Origin of the sequence: Rhodoferax saidenbachensis (genome assembly GCF_001955715.1) — a bacterium.
Classification (GTDB): Bacteria; Pseudomonadota; Gammaproteobacteria; order Burkholderiales; family Burkholderiaceae_C; genus Allorhodoferax; species Allorhodoferax saidenbachensis.
The window spans coordinates 2,458,773-2,472,628 of record NZ_CP019239.1; the positions used below are offsets into that span (position 1 = coordinate 2,458,773).

At 58.3% G+C, this 13,856-nt stretch carries 14 protein-coding genes and 1 tRNA gene; 1 reads left to right on the forward strand and 14 read right to left on the reverse strand.

The genetic code is table 11. The annotated features are described in order from the left end of the window. Position 1 precedes the first annotated feature (1 nt). The 3 genes from RS694_RS11785 to RS694_RS11795 are packed head-to-tail and all read right to left on the reverse strand — an operon-like array spanning position 2 to position 3,064. Positions 2 to 1,273, reverse strand: a complete 1,272-nt coding sequence (locus RS694_RS11785; RefSeq protein ID WP_029708955.1) for an alanine racemase — start codon at positions 1,271 to 1,273, stop codon at positions 2 to 4. A 16-nt stretch (positions 1,274 to 1,289) separates the two neighbouring features. After that, positions 1,290 to 2,714, reverse strand: a complete 1,425-nt coding sequence (locus tag RS694_RS11790; protein WP_241464138.1) for a D-arabinono-1,4-lactone oxidase — start codon at positions 2,712 to 2,714, stop codon at positions 1,290 to 1,292. Between the two features lie 2 nt (positions 2,715 to 2,716). Continuing rightward, complete coding sequence (locus RS694_RS11795; RefSeq protein WP_051392036.1) at positions 2,717 to 3,064, reverse strand: c-type cytochrome; 348 nt, start codon at positions 3,062 to 3,064, stop codon at positions 2,717 to 2,719. Positions 3,065 to 3,297: 233 nt separating this feature from the next. On the opposite strand from RS694_RS11795, the gene RS694_RS11800 reads away from it, so the two are divergent. After that, entirely contained in the window at positions 3,298 to 3,984 is a 687-nt protein-coding gene (locus tag RS694_RS11800) for a PilZ domain-containing protein (protein WP_029708958.1), read from the forward strand. 96 nt (positions 3,985 to 4,080) lie between these two features. Here RS694_RS11800 and RS694_RS11805 read toward each other — a convergent pair whose 3' ends face one another. The 11 genes from RS694_RS11805 to uvrB form a co-directional block, all read right to left on the reverse strand. Beyond that, the gene (locus RS694_RS11805; RefSeq protein ID WP_029708959.1) at positions 4,081 to 5,226 is read right to left on the reverse strand and encodes a hypothetical protein; all 1,146 of its coding nucleotides are present in this window, start codon (positions 5,224 to 5,226) and stop codon (positions 4,081 to 4,083) included. A 236-nt stretch (positions 5,227 to 5,462) separates the two neighbouring features. Beyond that, a tRNA-Val gene (locus RS694_RS11810) sits at positions 5,463 to 5,537 on the reverse strand. Between the two features lie 39 nt (positions 5,538 to 5,576). Next, a complete protein-coding gene (gene dnaQ, locus RS694_RS11815; RefSeq protein ID WP_029708960.1) occupies positions 5,577 to 6,287 on the reverse strand; it encodes a DNA polymerase III subunit epsilon in 711 nt (236 codons plus the stop codon). Between the two features lie 8 nt (positions 6,288 to 6,295). Continuing rightward, positions 6,296 to 6,634: an ISC system 2Fe-2S type ferredoxin gene (gene fdx, locus RS694_RS11820; protein ID WP_029708961.1), complete on the reverse strand. Its 339-nt coding sequence runs from the start codon at positions 6,632 to 6,634 to the stop codon at positions 6,296 to 6,298. A gap of 31 nt (positions 6,635 to 6,665) precedes the next feature. Next, positions 6,666 to 8,522 (reverse strand): Fe-S protein assembly chaperone HscA, encoded by a 1,857-nt coding sequence (gene hscA, locus RS694_RS11825; RefSeq protein WP_029708962.1) that lies wholly within the window; start codon positions 8,520 to 8,522, stop codon positions 6,666 to 6,668. Positions 8,523 to 8,531: 9 nt separating this feature from the next. Next, positions 8,532 to 9,047: a Fe-S protein assembly co-chaperone HscB gene (hscB, locus tag RS694_RS11830; protein WP_029708963.1), complete on the reverse strand. Its 516-nt coding sequence runs from the start codon at positions 9,045 to 9,047 to the stop codon at positions 8,532 to 8,534. Between the two features lie 9 nt (positions 9,048 to 9,056). Next, complete coding sequence (gene iscA, locus RS694_RS11835) at positions 9,057 to 9,380, reverse strand: iron-sulfur cluster assembly protein IscA (RefSeq protein WP_029708964.1); 324 nt, start codon at positions 9,378 to 9,380, stop codon at positions 9,057 to 9,059. 6 nt (positions 9,381 to 9,386) lie between these two features. Further along, the gene (gene iscU, locus RS694_RS11840; RefSeq protein ID WP_029708965.1) at positions 9,387 to 9,773 is read right to left on the reverse strand and encodes a Fe-S cluster assembly scaffold IscU; all 387 of its coding nucleotides are present in this window, start codon (positions 9,771 to 9,773) and stop codon (positions 9,387 to 9,389) included. 30 nt (positions 9,774 to 9,803) lie between these two features. Continuing rightward, positions 9,804 to 11,024, reverse strand: coding sequence for an IscS subfamily cysteine desulfurase (locus RS694_RS11845; protein ID WP_029708966.1), 1,221 nt, complete (start codon positions 11,022 to 11,024; stop codon positions 9,804 to 9,806). 58 nt (positions 11,025 to 11,082) lie between these two features. Next, positions 11,083 to 11,619 (reverse strand): Fe-S cluster assembly transcription factor, encoded by a 537-nt coding sequence (locus RS694_RS11850; protein WP_029708967.1) that lies wholly within the window; start codon positions 11,617 to 11,619, stop codon positions 11,083 to 11,085. Between the two features lie 102 nt (positions 11,620 to 11,721). After that, positions 11,722 to 13,818, reverse strand: coding sequence for an excinuclease ABC subunit UvrB (gene uvrB, locus RS694_RS11855; protein ID WP_029708968.1), 2,097 nt, complete (start codon positions 13,816 to 13,818; stop codon positions 11,722 to 11,724). Between the last annotated feature and the right edge of the window lie 38 nt (positions 13,819 to 13,856).

Consider the following 13,856-nt stretch of genomic DNA (forward strand, 5'->3'; position numbering starts at 1 on the left):
CTCAGGCGGTGGCTTGCATGGGTTTCCAGAATTCGGTGATCTTGCCGTCCTCAAACACCGCAATGTCACCAAACTGCTGCAGCACGGCTTCGCTCTGGCGCGGGCGGAAGAAGACCACATCGTCCACCTTCAACTCTTGCAGCCCCGAGCCCACCAGCACCATCTGGTTGGATGACGTGCCGTACAGGCCACTGGCCGCAAGGCCTGGGGGCGATACCGGGTCGGCCAGCCAGTTGCCGCCGTAGATGAAATAGGCCCGCTCGAGATTGCGGTCCCACACCTGGGCTGCATTGCCAATCCACTCCACGCCATACGGGATGCGGAACTTGGGCGGGGTCTTGAGCACCGGCGTGGCGATGAAGGTGGCCGGTAGCAGATCGTCCAGCAGTGGCGTATCAAAGTCCGTGCCCTTCACCATGGCCGAACCGACAGACAACTCGTTCTCCACCCCGGAGCCGTCGTACAGGCGGTAGGTGGGTGAACCGGCGGCGTTGTAGGTCGCCGTCTTGGCAGCCTCACCCAGTGCGGTTTGCACCTGTTGTGCATACGCCGCGTAGGCCTGGCGCGCATGGTCCATCGCGCGCTGGGTGGCACCGGCAATATTGGGAATCTTGGTGACGTGGGCGTCGTAACCCATCAGACCCGACCAGCGCAGGCGCGGCTCGGACTTCAGAATTGCCAGCATCTCCTGCAGGGTCTCGGCACTGTCGATACCACCACGGTGCAAGCCCACATCAATCTCGAAATTGACCGCCAGGTCGCGCTGCTGCTGGCGTGCCAGATCGCGGTACTGCGCAAGGCGCTCGGGGCTATCGATGAGCCACTGCAAGGTCTGCCCGGCCACGGGGGCTGGCTGTTCGCGGTAAAAAGCCGCAGCGGCCGCCACCGGCATGGGTTTGCCCAGCAGGATATTGCGATACGCCGGGGAGAGCTGCAGCAACTGGGGCAGGCTGAAAACCATCAAGCGGTCGGTCTTGGCCTGTGCCAGCACATCCTTGATCAGCGCAATGCTGGGCAAAGACTTGGCCACCACGCGCAGTTGCATACGTCCGCCAATGTTCTGCACGATCTGCTGCACGTTGGCATGCAGGCGTTTGCGGTCTATCACCAGCGTGGGCGTGGCAATGCCGGCCTGTTGCAGGGCTTTGGCCACGCCAGAGAAATAGGCGTCGTGCGGAGCGCCGTGGCGCCCGGGCCGGGCCGCAATGGCGCCCAAACCAACCAGGCCAATACCTGCCGCACCCAAAATGCGTCTGCGTGAAATCTGTGCCATGTTTCTCCTCCTGTTGTTATGCCGACTGCGCGATGCCAAACAGGCTGCGCAAATGCGGGTTGAGCATGCGCCCGGTGGGATCAAGCTGCGCGCGTACCGCCAGAAAATCCTTCCAGCGTGGGTACAAGGCCGACAGGTCTGCGGCGGTATGCCCGTGCAACTTGCCCCAGTGCGGGCGCCCCTGGAATTTGCGGAACACCGGCGCGATTTCCGGCACCAGGTAGTCGTAGGGTTCCCCCACCGCCGCGTGCACTGCAATCGAACAGCTGTCGCGCTGGTAGAAGGGGCTCAACCAGGCGTCATCGGCCTTGATAAAACGGAACTCCATGGGGAAGAACACGTCATTGCGACGCTCCAGCACCTGGATGATTTCGCGCACGCAGGCAATGCCCAATTCGCGTGGCACGTGGCATTCGGTTTCGTTGAACTTGGTGGGGCGCTGGGTCGACAGCAGTTTCCAGGACCGGTCCTGTGCCAGCTCAGTCTGGTTCGGGTCAATCAGCTTCTTGGCCACCCAGCGCCGCAGGTCGGGGAAGCGCCCCAGCCAGTCGCGCAAATGCCGCAGGTCGCGCAACATCTCTTCGTCCGCAGCCTCAGGGTGCACGACCTCGGTGCCCGTATAGACATCGTGGGTAATGGCCGCCGCGTAGCCGGTAAATGGCAGGTAGTAAAACTCGAAGTGGCGGTGCTGCTGCGCTAGTGTGGGAGCGATCTGCAATAACTCCTCCACGGGCTTGAGCCAGACCTTGCGCTGCAGACCATAGGCTGGCAGCACCGTGGTGGTGGCTTGGGTCAGGACGCCCAAACTGCCCAATGAAACTTTGGCTGCGGCGAACAGATCCGGCTGCTTGGTGGCGCTGCACTCGAGCAGTTCACCGCGCGGCGTGACAATCTGCAGGGCCTGCACGTCCGCATGCAAGGCCGGTAGTTCAGCGCCAGTGCCATGGGTTGCGGTACTGATGGCACCGGCAAAAGACTGGGCATCAATATCGGGCAGATTGCGCAGTCCCATGCCCACCAGATCGAGCTGGCGTGAGAGCTGTGCCAGACGCGTCCCCGCATGAAAACTGGCCGTCATGGTGCTCTTGTTGTGACCAATCAACCCGGCCATGCGGTCCAGCGACAGGATGGTTCCGTCTGTGGGCACCAACGGCGTAAAAGAGTGCCCTGCGCCCACACAGCGTACGACGCCGGTGGTCTCGCGAAACAGTTGTTGCACCGCTGCGGCGTCGGCCGGCGTTTGCAATGAGGCCGAAGCGGCTTTTGCGCTCCCTGACCAGTTGCTCCACGCAGCCTTGGTTGCACCGCTGGCAACGGCTGCTGAGCCCGTGGGAGCAACAGCCGTTGCAGCCCGAGCAGGCAGGGCATGCGCCCCGAGTGTGGGCACCAAGCTGGCGGCAGCCATCGTTTTGAGGGCCTTGCGGCGGGAAAGTGCGGGCATGCCTACTCCTTGGAATTTTGGGGTTGGGACATAAAAACAATCAGTGCGGCGAAGTCCTGGTCATTGCAGTCGTTGCAAAAGCCGCGTGCAGGCATGCCCTGAAAGCCATCGCGCACATGCGCTACCAGCGTCGGCATGCCCTGCTGCAGGCGGGCTTGCCAGTGCGCGGCAAACCCGGTCAAAGGCGCTTTGCTGATGATGCTGGCATGGCAAGTCAGGCACGCCCGCTCATACTTCTGCGCCAGCAAGGCGTCCGTGGGGCGGGCCGCCTCTGCGCGGCGCTCATCAGCCGGGCCTGCCTCGGGCAGTCCCTTGCTACAGGCGGCCAAGACCAAGGCGGCGGCGAACATGAGCACCCGGCAAGCGGAAAAAGTCAGGGATCGAATGATGGCAACTCCTTCAAAGTGGCATTTCGCAGTCGATTCAAATCTGGATAGATACTACAACGTCGTTTTAATTAAAAACAGTGTTTTTTATTGGTGCATACCCGCATGCCACATGGCATAGAAAGTCCGGCACATGGATTCCAACGCGTGGAGTTCTGATAGATTCACCGCACAGGCCAATTGCGCCGGAAAGCCCTATGGACACTGCTGACACCCCCACCGAAGAAGTCACCCGACTTCCCCTGAAGGCCCTTGGAATACGCACCGGCATGGCACTGCAAACCCGCCGCCTGGTGGAAGGCGCCAGCAAAAAGGAATCCCAGTTTTACGGCGCCATCGAAGGTAAAGGTGTCATGGTCGGTCCGTTGGGCACCGAAGGCACAAAAACCGAACTGGAGGAAGGTGAAGTCTGTGTTGTCCGAGGCTTTACAGGGCAATACGAATTTTCGTTTCTGAGCAAGGTCCTGCAAACCTTCGAAAAACCCTTTGCCTATGCCCTGTTGGCTTACCCGGCCATGGTGGACGCCAAGTTGGTGCGCCACTCCATGCGCGTCAAAACCTCCTGGCCCACCACCGTGCTGCAACCTGGCAAAGATGGGGCGGCGACGCCACAAGCGCTGGACGTGACGCTGATCGACATCAGCATGTCCGGCACCATGATCAAGGCACCCACAGCATTGGCGGCCATTGGTGAAGTCCTCACACTATCCATGGACGCTATCGTGGACAACATGCCTGTGCGGCTGACGCTGGCGGGCAAGGTGTGCCACAACAACAGAGCCGGAGGCGAAGACGCTTTCTGCATCGGCTTGGCGTTCACGAATCTCACCCAGCAAGACAAGCTGCTACTTAACTATCTGCTGCAAGGTCCAATCACGGGCTAACGCACTGACCCAACTCCAACGCGCCCATTGAGCATAGTCAGGTTGGAAGGCGCAAGTGATCGCTGTGCATGCCTGGATTTGCGCGCTTTGAACTGCTCAAGAATTCCGCAATTTGTGATTCCACTGATCGCCCTGGCCCGGCTGTGCACCATACGGGTTGGCATCGTCCCCGAAAAGGGTAATGAGAGTTTCGGGATCAACAGTACGCAGGAATGGGGGGAAGTCTTCGAAATTGTTCCAGATATGGCGAAGGCCATGCCCCGCGCTCAAGAGTTTCCGGATTTCCTCTTCAGAGGGCGCATTGGCAATACTCTGCAAGGCGCCACCAGAAAACGACCAATTGGTCAGAAACAGCGCTTTCGTAGGCGTTGTCGGTTCCCCGCCCCACTGGAACTCCAACGTTCCTTTGCCAAAGGGCACGGTGGAACTGCTAGCACGAGGCCCAAAGTAAGTAAAAAGATTTTGCGCTTCAACGTCCGTGTCCCGCGTCGATTTGGCGAGTGAAAAGACGCCACTGTAGAAAACAGCCTTGCCTTCATATACGAGTTTTCCACCCCAATAACGAATACCTTCGCGAATGATTTTGGACATTTCCATAGTGGCAGACTGACCATACTTTTCCAGGCATACCGGCGCTTGGAGATACCCTTCACCCGCGCCCGGAAAGGTTTGTTCGTACATGGTTTTTCCAGAATCATTGAAGTTGAATTCCGGCGTGAATTCCATGGTGCAATGGACGAATTCTGCAATCATTCTGTTTCTATTCAGATGAATGCTGTTGTCCATGCCGTAATACATGTCCATCATCTGCATATCACCCTTGATGTATTGCGCCGTCCTCGGGCCAGGGTCATACAGCTTCAATAGTCTTGAAAACGGCTCTCGAAAATTTTCGGGGCTAGGTTTATAGGCACCGAGAAATCCAGGTCTGCGCAACTCAGCCTTTTTGGCATAGGCTCGAGCACCTTTGCCATACCATTTCCTGGCAGCGACTGCAGCGGGGTTACCGCGATTGCCATAGTGCATTGCCTTGGGACCCACCGTGCCGTATATGAATGTTACGGCAGCGAACTGCTGCTTCAACTTTGCTTCGACATCAGCTTGAATAGCGGAACGCCGAACGACGTCTGGCAGATGACTGAATGCCCGATATTCATCATTGCCCATTCGGGTTCGCGCCATACGTTCAAGTGCCGCGTTCCATCGCTCCTGGAATCTGAACTCCCTACTTAATCCCGGCATAAAGTCACTCCCAAAGTTGACATCTACCAATCAAGAAATGAGTGGTCGGATTTGGATTTTTTGATGCCTATTATGAACAATTCAGTTTGGGGCCGGCCCGATCCTTGAAAGATGGATGCCTGGTACGGTTTACTTCCGTTTGCAAACATCTGGCTTCAACCTGATGCCCACCTAATTGCTGGAGCCAATAAAAAAGGCCTTGGCGTAACCGCCAAGGCCTTTTGATACCAATAAATTGGTGGGCAGTGCAAGTTTCGAACTTGCGACCCCTGCAGTGTGAATGCAGTGCTCTACCCCTGAGCTAACCGCCCTGAATTCGTTTCAGGATAGCCTCGAATTATACAACTGTTTTAGGCCACATTTCGCCAAAACGATTTTCCGCCGCTGGATTTGTCCAACTGGACCACCACTTCCTCGTGCGCCTGAAGTTCCTGCGCGTTGGCAGACACCACCGTCAGCACAATGCCGCTCAGATCCACGCTTTCCACGACAAACCCTTTTTCCTCCACTGCTGCAGTGTCCATCAACAGGGCATCCTGCCCCCGGGTCATGTTGATATAGACATCGGCGAGCAGCTCCGCATCTAACAGAGCGCCGTGCAAAGTACGCCCGGAGTTGTCTACATCCAGTCGCGAACACAGAGCGTCCAGGCTATTGCGTTTGCCAGGAAACATCTCCTTGGCCATGACAAGCGTGTCGACAATGGATGCCGCATAGTCCTTGAACACCGGGCGGCCGGTGCGACCAAGCTCCATATCCAGAAATGACAGATCGAATGGCGCGTTGTGGATGATGATTTCCGCATCGGCCACGTAGTCGGTCAGTTGCTCCGCAATCTCTTCAAAGCGGGGCTTGTCTCTCAGAAATTCCGTCGTTAACCCGTGAACACGCAAGGCACCTTCGTCACTGTCACGTCCCGGGTTGAGGTAGAAGTGCAGGTTGTTGCCGGTCAGCTTGCGATTGACCATTTCCACACAGCCAATTTCCACCATGCGATCCGGGTTATGCGGATGGTTGGCGTTGAAACCGGTAGTTTCCGTGTCCAGGAAAATTTGACGCATTGCGGGCCTCAGTGGTTTTCTTTGGCGTGATTGATGGAGTATTTCGGAATTTCAACGAGCAAATCCTTTTGGGCCAGGATCGCCTGGCAACTCAGGCGGGAGTTGGGTTCCAGCCCCCAGGCGCGGTCCAGCAGGTCTTCTTCGGTTTCATCGAGGTCATTCAGCGATGCAAAACCTTCACGCACCACCACGTGGCAAGTGGTACACGCCGCACTCATGTCGCAGGCGTGCTCGATATTGATGCCGTTTTCCAGCAGCGCCTCGCAGATCGAGGTCCCGGAAGGCGCCGAGACCTCGATCCCCTGCGGGCAGTACTCGGGATGCGGCATGATTTTGATGATGGGCATGGGAATATTGTCGCCAGGTCAGATTTTTGGATTACAGGGTCGCGATATTTTTGCCGGACAAAGCCTGGGCAATGCCTTTGTTCATGCGCATTGCAGCAAAGGCCTCAGTGGCATTGGCAAGCGCCTTGGACTGGGCTTCGATGTGGGCGGCGTCCTCAGAGGTGCTGGCTTCCCTCAGTTGTGTCATTGCAGCGTCGATTGCCGTGCGCGCATCGGGTGCCAACAATTCGCCGTCAGCATCCAGCGCGCTGTGGGTGGCCAGCAGCAGCCGATCTGCATCGACACGCGCCTCGACCAACGCCCGCATCTTCACATCAGCTGCGGCGGTCGTGAAGCTGTCCTTGAGCATTTGCGCAATCTGGTCGTCAGACAGGCCGTAAGACGGTTTAACGTCGATACGCGCTTCGACACCGCTAACCTGCTCTTTGGCGGAGACGTTCAGCAATCCATCGGCATCCACGGTAAACGTCACGCGAATGCGCGCGGCACCGGCTGCCATCGGCGGAATGCCGCGCAATTCAAAGCGCGCCAAGCTGCGGCAATCGGTCACCAGATCACGTTCACCCTGCACCACATGCAACGCCAGCGCGGTCTGGCCATCTTTGTAAGTCGTGAAATCCTGCGCCATAGCGGTGGGGATGGTCTGGTTGCGCGGCACGATGCGCTCCACCAAGCCGCCCATAGTCTCTATGCCCAGCGACAACGGAATCACATCCAGCAACAGCAAGTCACCCGAAGGGTTGTTACCCGCCAACTGGTTGGCCTGGATCGCTGCGCCCAGCGCAACGACCTCGTCCGGGTTCAGATTGGTCAACGGCGCTTTGCCAAAGAAATCCGCGACGGCGGCTTGCACCTGTGGCATGCGGGTGGAGCCACCCACCATCACCACGCCTTGAATTTCGTCTTTGGCAAGCGATGCGTCTCGCAAGGTCTTGCGCACTGCTTGCAGCGTGCGGGCCGTCAGCGCGGCGGTTACTGCCTCGAACTGTTCACGGTTCAGCGACATATCCAGCGCGCCGCCGGACAAATCGACCTCGGCCGTCACGATGTCTTCGGAGGACAAGGCTTCCTTGCAGCTACGGGCTGCCGCTTGAATCAATGCGCGGTCTTCGGGCGAGTCTGCGGTCAAGCCGGATTCGGCCAGCAGCCAATCGGCCAACGCGCGGTCATAGTCGTCACCGCCCAGCGCAGAGTCACCGCCTGTCGCCAGCACCTCAAACACGCCAGCGGTCAGGCGCAGGACAGAAATATCAAAGGTACCACCACCCAAGTCGTAAACGGCATAAACGCCTTCGGAAGCGTTGTCCAGGCCGTAAGCAATAGCCGCGGCGGTAGGCTCGTTGATCAGGCGCAATACGTTGAGTCCAGCCAGCTTGGCAGCGTCCTTGGTCGCCTGGCGTTGCGCGTCGTCAAAGTACGCCGGCACCGTAATCACCGCGCCAAAGATGTCGTCGTTGAACGTGTCTTCCGCACGAAAACGCAAGGTTGCCAGAATCTCTGCGCTCACTTCGACCGGACTTTTGGCGCCGGCAATCGTGCGTACTTGCACCATGCCGGGCGTGTCCAGGAGCGCGTAGGGAAGCTGATCGGCACCAACGATATCTTTCAGTCCGCGGCCCATCAGGCGCTTGACCGAAGCGATGGTGTTGCCGGGATCGGTGGTTTGGTTGGCCAGCGCGTCAAAACCGATTTGGCGACGCTCGGCATCCAGGTAACGCACTACGCTGGGCAATATCACCCTGCCCTCACCGTCCGGTAAGCATTCCGCGATACCACTGCGTACAGCAGCGACCAGCGAATGTGTGGTGCCGAGGTCAATACCCACGGCAATACGGCGCTCGTGCGGGTTGGGCGATTGCCCGGGCTCGGAAATCTGCAATAAGGCCATGAAACCTGCTTACTCCATTACGTCCAGGCGCTGATCCAGCTCCTGTTGCAGTTTGTCGATGAACATCAGAGTGCGCACGGCCGCCACAGCGGCCGGATAGTCATGCGCAACATCCAGAGAATGCTCACATTTTTGTAGCTGCTCACGCCTCTCCTGCGCGGCTTGCGTGGCAATTTTGTCTAAATCCAGTACTGTAGTAGCTTCTTCCAGTCCCTCGCGCCATTCCATCTGTTGCATCAGGAAGGCCGACGACATCGCCGTATTACTGTGCGCATTCACCGCATGCCCCGCCAGCTCACACAAGTACGCGGCGCGCTTGAGTGGGTCTTTGAGTCGCTGGTAGGCCTCGTTGATGCGCACCGACCATTGCATGGCCACACGTTGGGCCGCTGCGCCTTGGGCTGCAAACTTATCGGGGTGGGCTTCGCGCTGCAGGTCTTTCCAGCGGGCATCAATAGCCGTACGGTCCTGCGCGAATTGTTGCGTCAGGCCGAAAAGCGTGAAGTCATCATCCTGAAGATTCACAGGCAACGGTCACACGCGGAACGATTCACCGCAACCGCACTTGTCGCGCTCGTTGGGGTTATTGAAGCGGAAACCTTCGTTCAGGCCTTCGCGCACAAAGTCCAGCTGCGTGCCATCGATATAGGCCAGGCTCTTGGGATCAACCAGCACTTTGACGCCATGGCCCTCGAACACCGTATCTTCCGGCGGCAGTTCGTCGACGTATTCCAGGGTGTACGCCAGGCCAGAACAACCAGTGGTTTTAACGCCCAGGCGCACGCCAACGCCCTTACCCCGTTTGGTGAGGTAGCGGGTGACGTGCCGTGCGGCGGCTTCGGTCAGAGTGACTGCCATATCAAATTAATTCAGGTGCTTCTTCTTGTAATCGTCCACCGCCGCCTTGATGGCGTCTTCGGCCAGGATGGAGCAGTGGATTTTGACTGGTGGCAGGGCCAGTTCTTCGGCGATCTGGCTGTTCTTCAGCGCAGCCGCTTCGTCCAGCGTCTTGCCCTTGACCCATTCGGTCACCAGCGAGCTGGAGGCAATGGCCGAACCGCAGCCATAGGTTTTGAAGCGCGCATCTTCAATCACGCCAGTGAGCGGATTGACCTTGATCTGCAGCTTCATCACGTCACCGCACGCGGGCGCGCCCACCATGCCTGTGCCTACAGAGTCATCGCCTTTTTCAAAGCTGCCGACGTTGCGGGGATTTTCGTAGTGGTCAACGACTTTTTCTGAATATGCCATTTGGATTACCTCTTAAGTCTTCAATAACGCTTAGTGCGCAGCCCATTGAATGGTGCTGATATCGATGCCTTCTTTGTACATGTCCCACAACGGGCTCAGGTCACGCAGTTTGGCAACGTTCTTCTTGATGGTATCGATCGCATAGTCGATCTCGGCCTCGGTCGTCCAGCGGCCAATCGTCATGCGCAGGCTGCTGTGGGCCAGCTCGTCGCTGCGGCCCAGGGCGCGCAGCACATAGCTGGGTTCCAAAGATGCCGACGTGCATGCTGAGCCCGACGACACGGCCAAGCCCTTGATACCCATAATCAGTGACTCGCCTTCGACGTAGTTAAAGCTCATGTTCAGGTTGTGCGGCACACGCTTTTCCTTGTGGCCGTTGATGAACACCTGCTCCACGCCTTCGAGGCCTGCCAGCATGCGGTCATGCAAAGCCTTGATGCGGATGTTCTCGCCATGCATCTCTTCCTTGGCGATGCGGTAAGCCTCACCCATGCCGACGATCTGGTGCGTGGGCAATGTGCCACTGCGCATGCCGCGCTCATGGCCACCACCGTGCATTTGTGCTTCCAGGCGAATGCGCGGCTTGCGACGCACAAACAGCGCGCCAATGCCCTTGGGGCCATAGGTCTTGTGCGAGGTCAGGCTCATCAAATCAACCGGCAGCGTGGCCATGTCGATATCTACCCGGCCCGTGGCTTGCGCTGCGTCGACGTGGAAGATCACGCCCTTTTCGCGGCAGATGGCGCCAATGGCTGCGATGTCCTGAATGACACCGATCTCGTTATTGACGAACATCACGCTGGCCAGAATGGTGTCAGGGCGAATCGCGGCCTTGAAGACCTCCAGATCCAGCAAACCGTCTTCCTGCACATCCAGGTAAGTGACTTCAAAGCCTTGGCGTTCCAGCTCGCGGCAAGTGTCCAGCACCGCCTTGTGCTCGGTCTTGACGGTAATGATGTGTTTGCCCTTGGACTTGTAGAAATGCGCAGCACCCTTCAAAGCCAGGTTGTTGGATTCAGTCGCGCCAGACGTCCAGACGATTTCACGCGGATCGGCGTTGATCAACGCAGCGACTTGTTCGCGTGCTTTCTCGACCGCAGCTTCCGCTTCCCAGCCCCATGCGTGACTGCGTGAAGCGGGATTACCAAAATGGTTACGCAACCAGGGAACCATCGCATCCACCACCCGCTCATCGCAAGGGTTGGTGGCGCTGTAATCCATGTAAATGGGAAAGTGGGGTGTGGTATCCATGGCTGGCTCAGTGCTGGCTAAAAATGAAACAGAAAAATGAGAAGAAGTTATTGCGAACTCAGGATTTGCCGAACGAGTTACCCAAGGCAAATACAGAATTTGGCGCATTGATGCGAATAGGTTTGACAACCGGCATGGCCGAAATGGCGCGTTTTACGCTGGGCTTGTCTTCAACCTGCAGGCCCTTGGCCAGTTGGTCGTCCACCAGTTTCTGCAGCGTGACGGAATCCAGAAACTCAACCATACGCACGTTCAGGGAAGCCCAAAGGTCATGCGTCATGCAGCGGGCGCCATCGCCCAGGCAGTTTTCCTTGCCGCCACACTGGGTGGCGTCAATGGGTTCGTCCACCGACACGATGATGTCGGCCACAGTGATCTCGGAAGCCTTGCGAGCCAGGGTATAACCGCCGCCGGGCCCACGGGTGGATTCCACCAACTCATGGCGGCGCAGCTTGCCAAACAACTGTTCCAGATAGGAAAGGGAAATCTGCTGGCGCTGGCTGATAGCGGCCAAGGTCACCGGACCGCCGCTTTGGCGCAGGCCCAGATCGATCATGGCAGTGACCGCAAAACGGCCTTTGGTGGTGAGACGCATGGCAAACTCCTTGTGGGGATTTGGTTGACTAACGCTGTCAAGTATACCAAAAAGCCCCGGACTTTGCTCGGGTACTACAGGGGAAACCCTAGGCCTACCGCCTCAACCAATGCCGACCACGTTGTCAGCGCCTGGTGCGCCAAACGCTTGCTCCTTCAGGATGTGGAGTTGATCCCGCACACGCGCCGCCTTTTCGAACTCCAGATTGCGGGCATGTTCCATCATCAGCTTCTCTAAGCGTTTGATTTCACGGGATATATCCTTCTCGCTCATGTCTTCCACCTGCGCGCGGGCCATGGCGTCGCGCTCCAGACGATCCGCCTCCTTGCCTGCCTTTTCGCTGTAAACGCCGTCGATCAGGTCGCGTACCTTTTTGACAAGGGCGGTCGGCGTAATACCCTGCTCCAGATTGTGGGCAATCTGCTTTTTGCGGCGCCGCTCGGTCTCGCCAATCGCCCGTTCCATGGAGTCGGTGACCTTGTCGGCGTACAAAATGGCGCGGCCATTCAGGTTACGGGCGGCGCGGCCTATGGTCTGAATCAGCGAACGCTCGGAGCGCAGAAAGCCCTCCTTGTCCGCATCCAGGATGGCGACCAAGGACACCTCGGGAATGTCCAGGCCTTCGCGCAGCAGGTTAATCCCCACCAGCACGTCGAACGCGCCCAGACGCAGGTCACGCAATATCTCCACCCGCTCCACGGTATCTATATCACTGTGCAGGTAGCGTACCTTGACGCCGTTGTCGCTCAGGTAATCGGTCAACTGCTCGGCCATGCGCTTGGTCAGCGTGGTGATCAGTACGCGTTCGTTCTTCTCCACGCGGATACGGATTTCCTGCAGCACATCGTCCACCTGGTGGGTGGCGGGCCGCACCTCGACCTCCGGGTCGACCAGGCCCGTGGGCCGTACCACCTGCTCCACGACCTTGCCGGCGTGTTCTTTTTCGTAGGTGGACGGCGTGGCTGACACAAAAATCGCTTGCCGCATGCGTTTTTCAAACTCATCAAATTTCAACGGCCGGTTGTCCAGCGCGCTGGGCAGGCGGAATCCATATTCCACCAGCGTGGTCTTGCGCGAGCGGTCGCCCAGGTACATCGCGCCGAACTGACCGATGGTGACGTGGCTCTCGTCAATGAACATCACCGCGTCCTTGGGCATGTAATCCGTCAGCGTAGAGGGCGGATCGCCCGGGGCGCTGCCCGCCAGGTGGCGGCTGTAGTTTTCGATGCCCTTGCAGTGGCCCACCTCGCTGAGCATCTCCAGGTCGAAGCGCGTGCGCTGCTCCAGCCGTTGCGCTTCCACGAGCTTGCCGGCAGCGACAAACTCTTTCAGCCTATCTGCCAGCTCCGCCTTGATGGTTTCCACCGCCATCAGCACCTGGTCACGCGGGGTGACATAGTGGCTGCTGGGGTACACGGTAAAGCGCGGAATCTTCTGGCGTATGCGACCGGTCAGCGGATCGAACAGTTGCAAGGACTCAATCTCATCGTCAAACATCTCCAGACGCAGCGCCATTTCAGAGTGCTCGGCCGGGAAGATATCTATCGTGTCGCCTCGCACGCGGAAGGTGCCGCGGCTGAAGTCCATGTCGTTGCGCTGGTACTGCATGCGCACCAATTGCGCTATGGCATCGCGCTGGTTCAGCTTGTCGCCCGCGCGCAGCGTCATGATCATCTTGTGGTACGCCTCGGGCTGGCCGATACCGTAGATGGCGGACACGGTGGCGACGATCACCACATCGCGGCGCTCCAGGATGCTCTTGGTACACGACAGACGCATCTGCTCGATGTACTCGTTGATGGCGCTGTCCTTCTCAATGAACAAATCGCGCTGCGGCACATAGGCCTCAGGCTGGTAGTAGTCGTAGTAGCTGACGAAATACTCCACCGCGTTGTTCGGGAAGAACTCGCGGAACTCGCTGTAAAGCTGCGCCGCCAGCGTCTTGTTGTGGCAAAACACAATCGCAGGTCGCCCCAGCCGGGCGATGACATTCGCCATCGTGAAGGTCTTGCCAGAGCCGGTCACACCCAGCAGTGTCTGGAAAACCTCGCCGTCGACCACCCCCTCCACCAGTTGGTCAATCGCTTCTGGCTGGTCGCCCGCTGGCGGGTACGGCTGGTACAGCTCAAAGGGAGAATTCGGGAAACTGACAAACTGCCCTTTTTCGGGCTCACTCACGGTGGTTGGCGATTCAGACATGGAACGCAGCGGGGCTGAAGATGGATCAAGCGTGATCA

Excerpts from the sequence above, each read along its gene's own strand:
- fdx (WP_029708961.1), bottom strand. The coding sequence starts at position 6,634 with ATGCCCATCATCAAAATCATGCCGCATCCCGAGTACTGCCCGCAGGGG.
- RS694_RS11805 (WP_029708959.1), bottom strand. The coding sequence starts at position 5,226 with ATGCCGGGATTAAGTAGGGAGTTCAGATTCCAGGAGCGATGGAACGCG.
- hscA (WP_029708962.1), bottom strand. The coding sequence starts at position 8,522 with ATGGCCTTATTGCAGATTTCCGAGCCCGGGCAATCGCCCAACCCGCAC.
- RS694_RS11850 (WP_029708967.1), bottom strand. The coding sequence starts at position 11,619 with ATGCGTCTCACCACCAAAGGCCGTTTTGCGGTCACTGCCATGATCGAT.
- dnaQ (WP_029708960.1), bottom strand. The coding sequence starts at position 6,287 with ATGCGTCAAATTTTCCTGGACACGGAAACTACCGGTTTCAACGCCAAC.
- iscA (WP_029708964.1), bottom strand. The coding sequence starts at position 9,380 with ATGGCAGTCACTCTGACCGAAGCCGCCGCACGGCACGTCACCCGCTAC.
- RS694_RS11795 (WP_051392036.1), bottom strand. The coding sequence starts at position 3,064 with ATGTTCGCCGCCGCCTTGGTCTTGGCCGCCTGTAGCAAGGGACTGCCC.
- iscU (WP_029708965.1), bottom strand. The coding sequence starts at position 9,773 with ATGGCATATTCAGAAAAAGTCGTTGACCACTACGAAAATCCCCGCAAC.
- RS694_RS11790 (WP_241464138.1), bottom strand. The coding sequence starts at position 2,714 with ATGCCCGCACTTTCCCGCCGCAAGGCCCTCAAAACGATGGCTGCCGCC.
- RS694_RS11800 (WP_029708958.1), top strand. The coding sequence starts at position 3,298 with ATGGACACTGCTGACACCCCCACCGAAGAAGTCACCCGACTTCCCCTG.
- RS694_RS11845 (WP_029708966.1), bottom strand. The coding sequence starts at position 11,024 with ATGGATACCACACCCCACTTTCCCATTTACATGGATTACAGCGCCACC.
- RS694_RS11785 (WP_029708955.1), bottom strand. The coding sequence starts at position 1,273 with ATGGCACAGATTTCACGCAGACGCATTTTGGGTGCGGCAGGTATTGGC.
- uvrB (WP_029708968.1), bottom strand. The coding sequence starts at position 13,818 with ATGTCTGAATCGCCAACCACCGTGAGTGAGCCCGAAAAAGGGCAGTTT.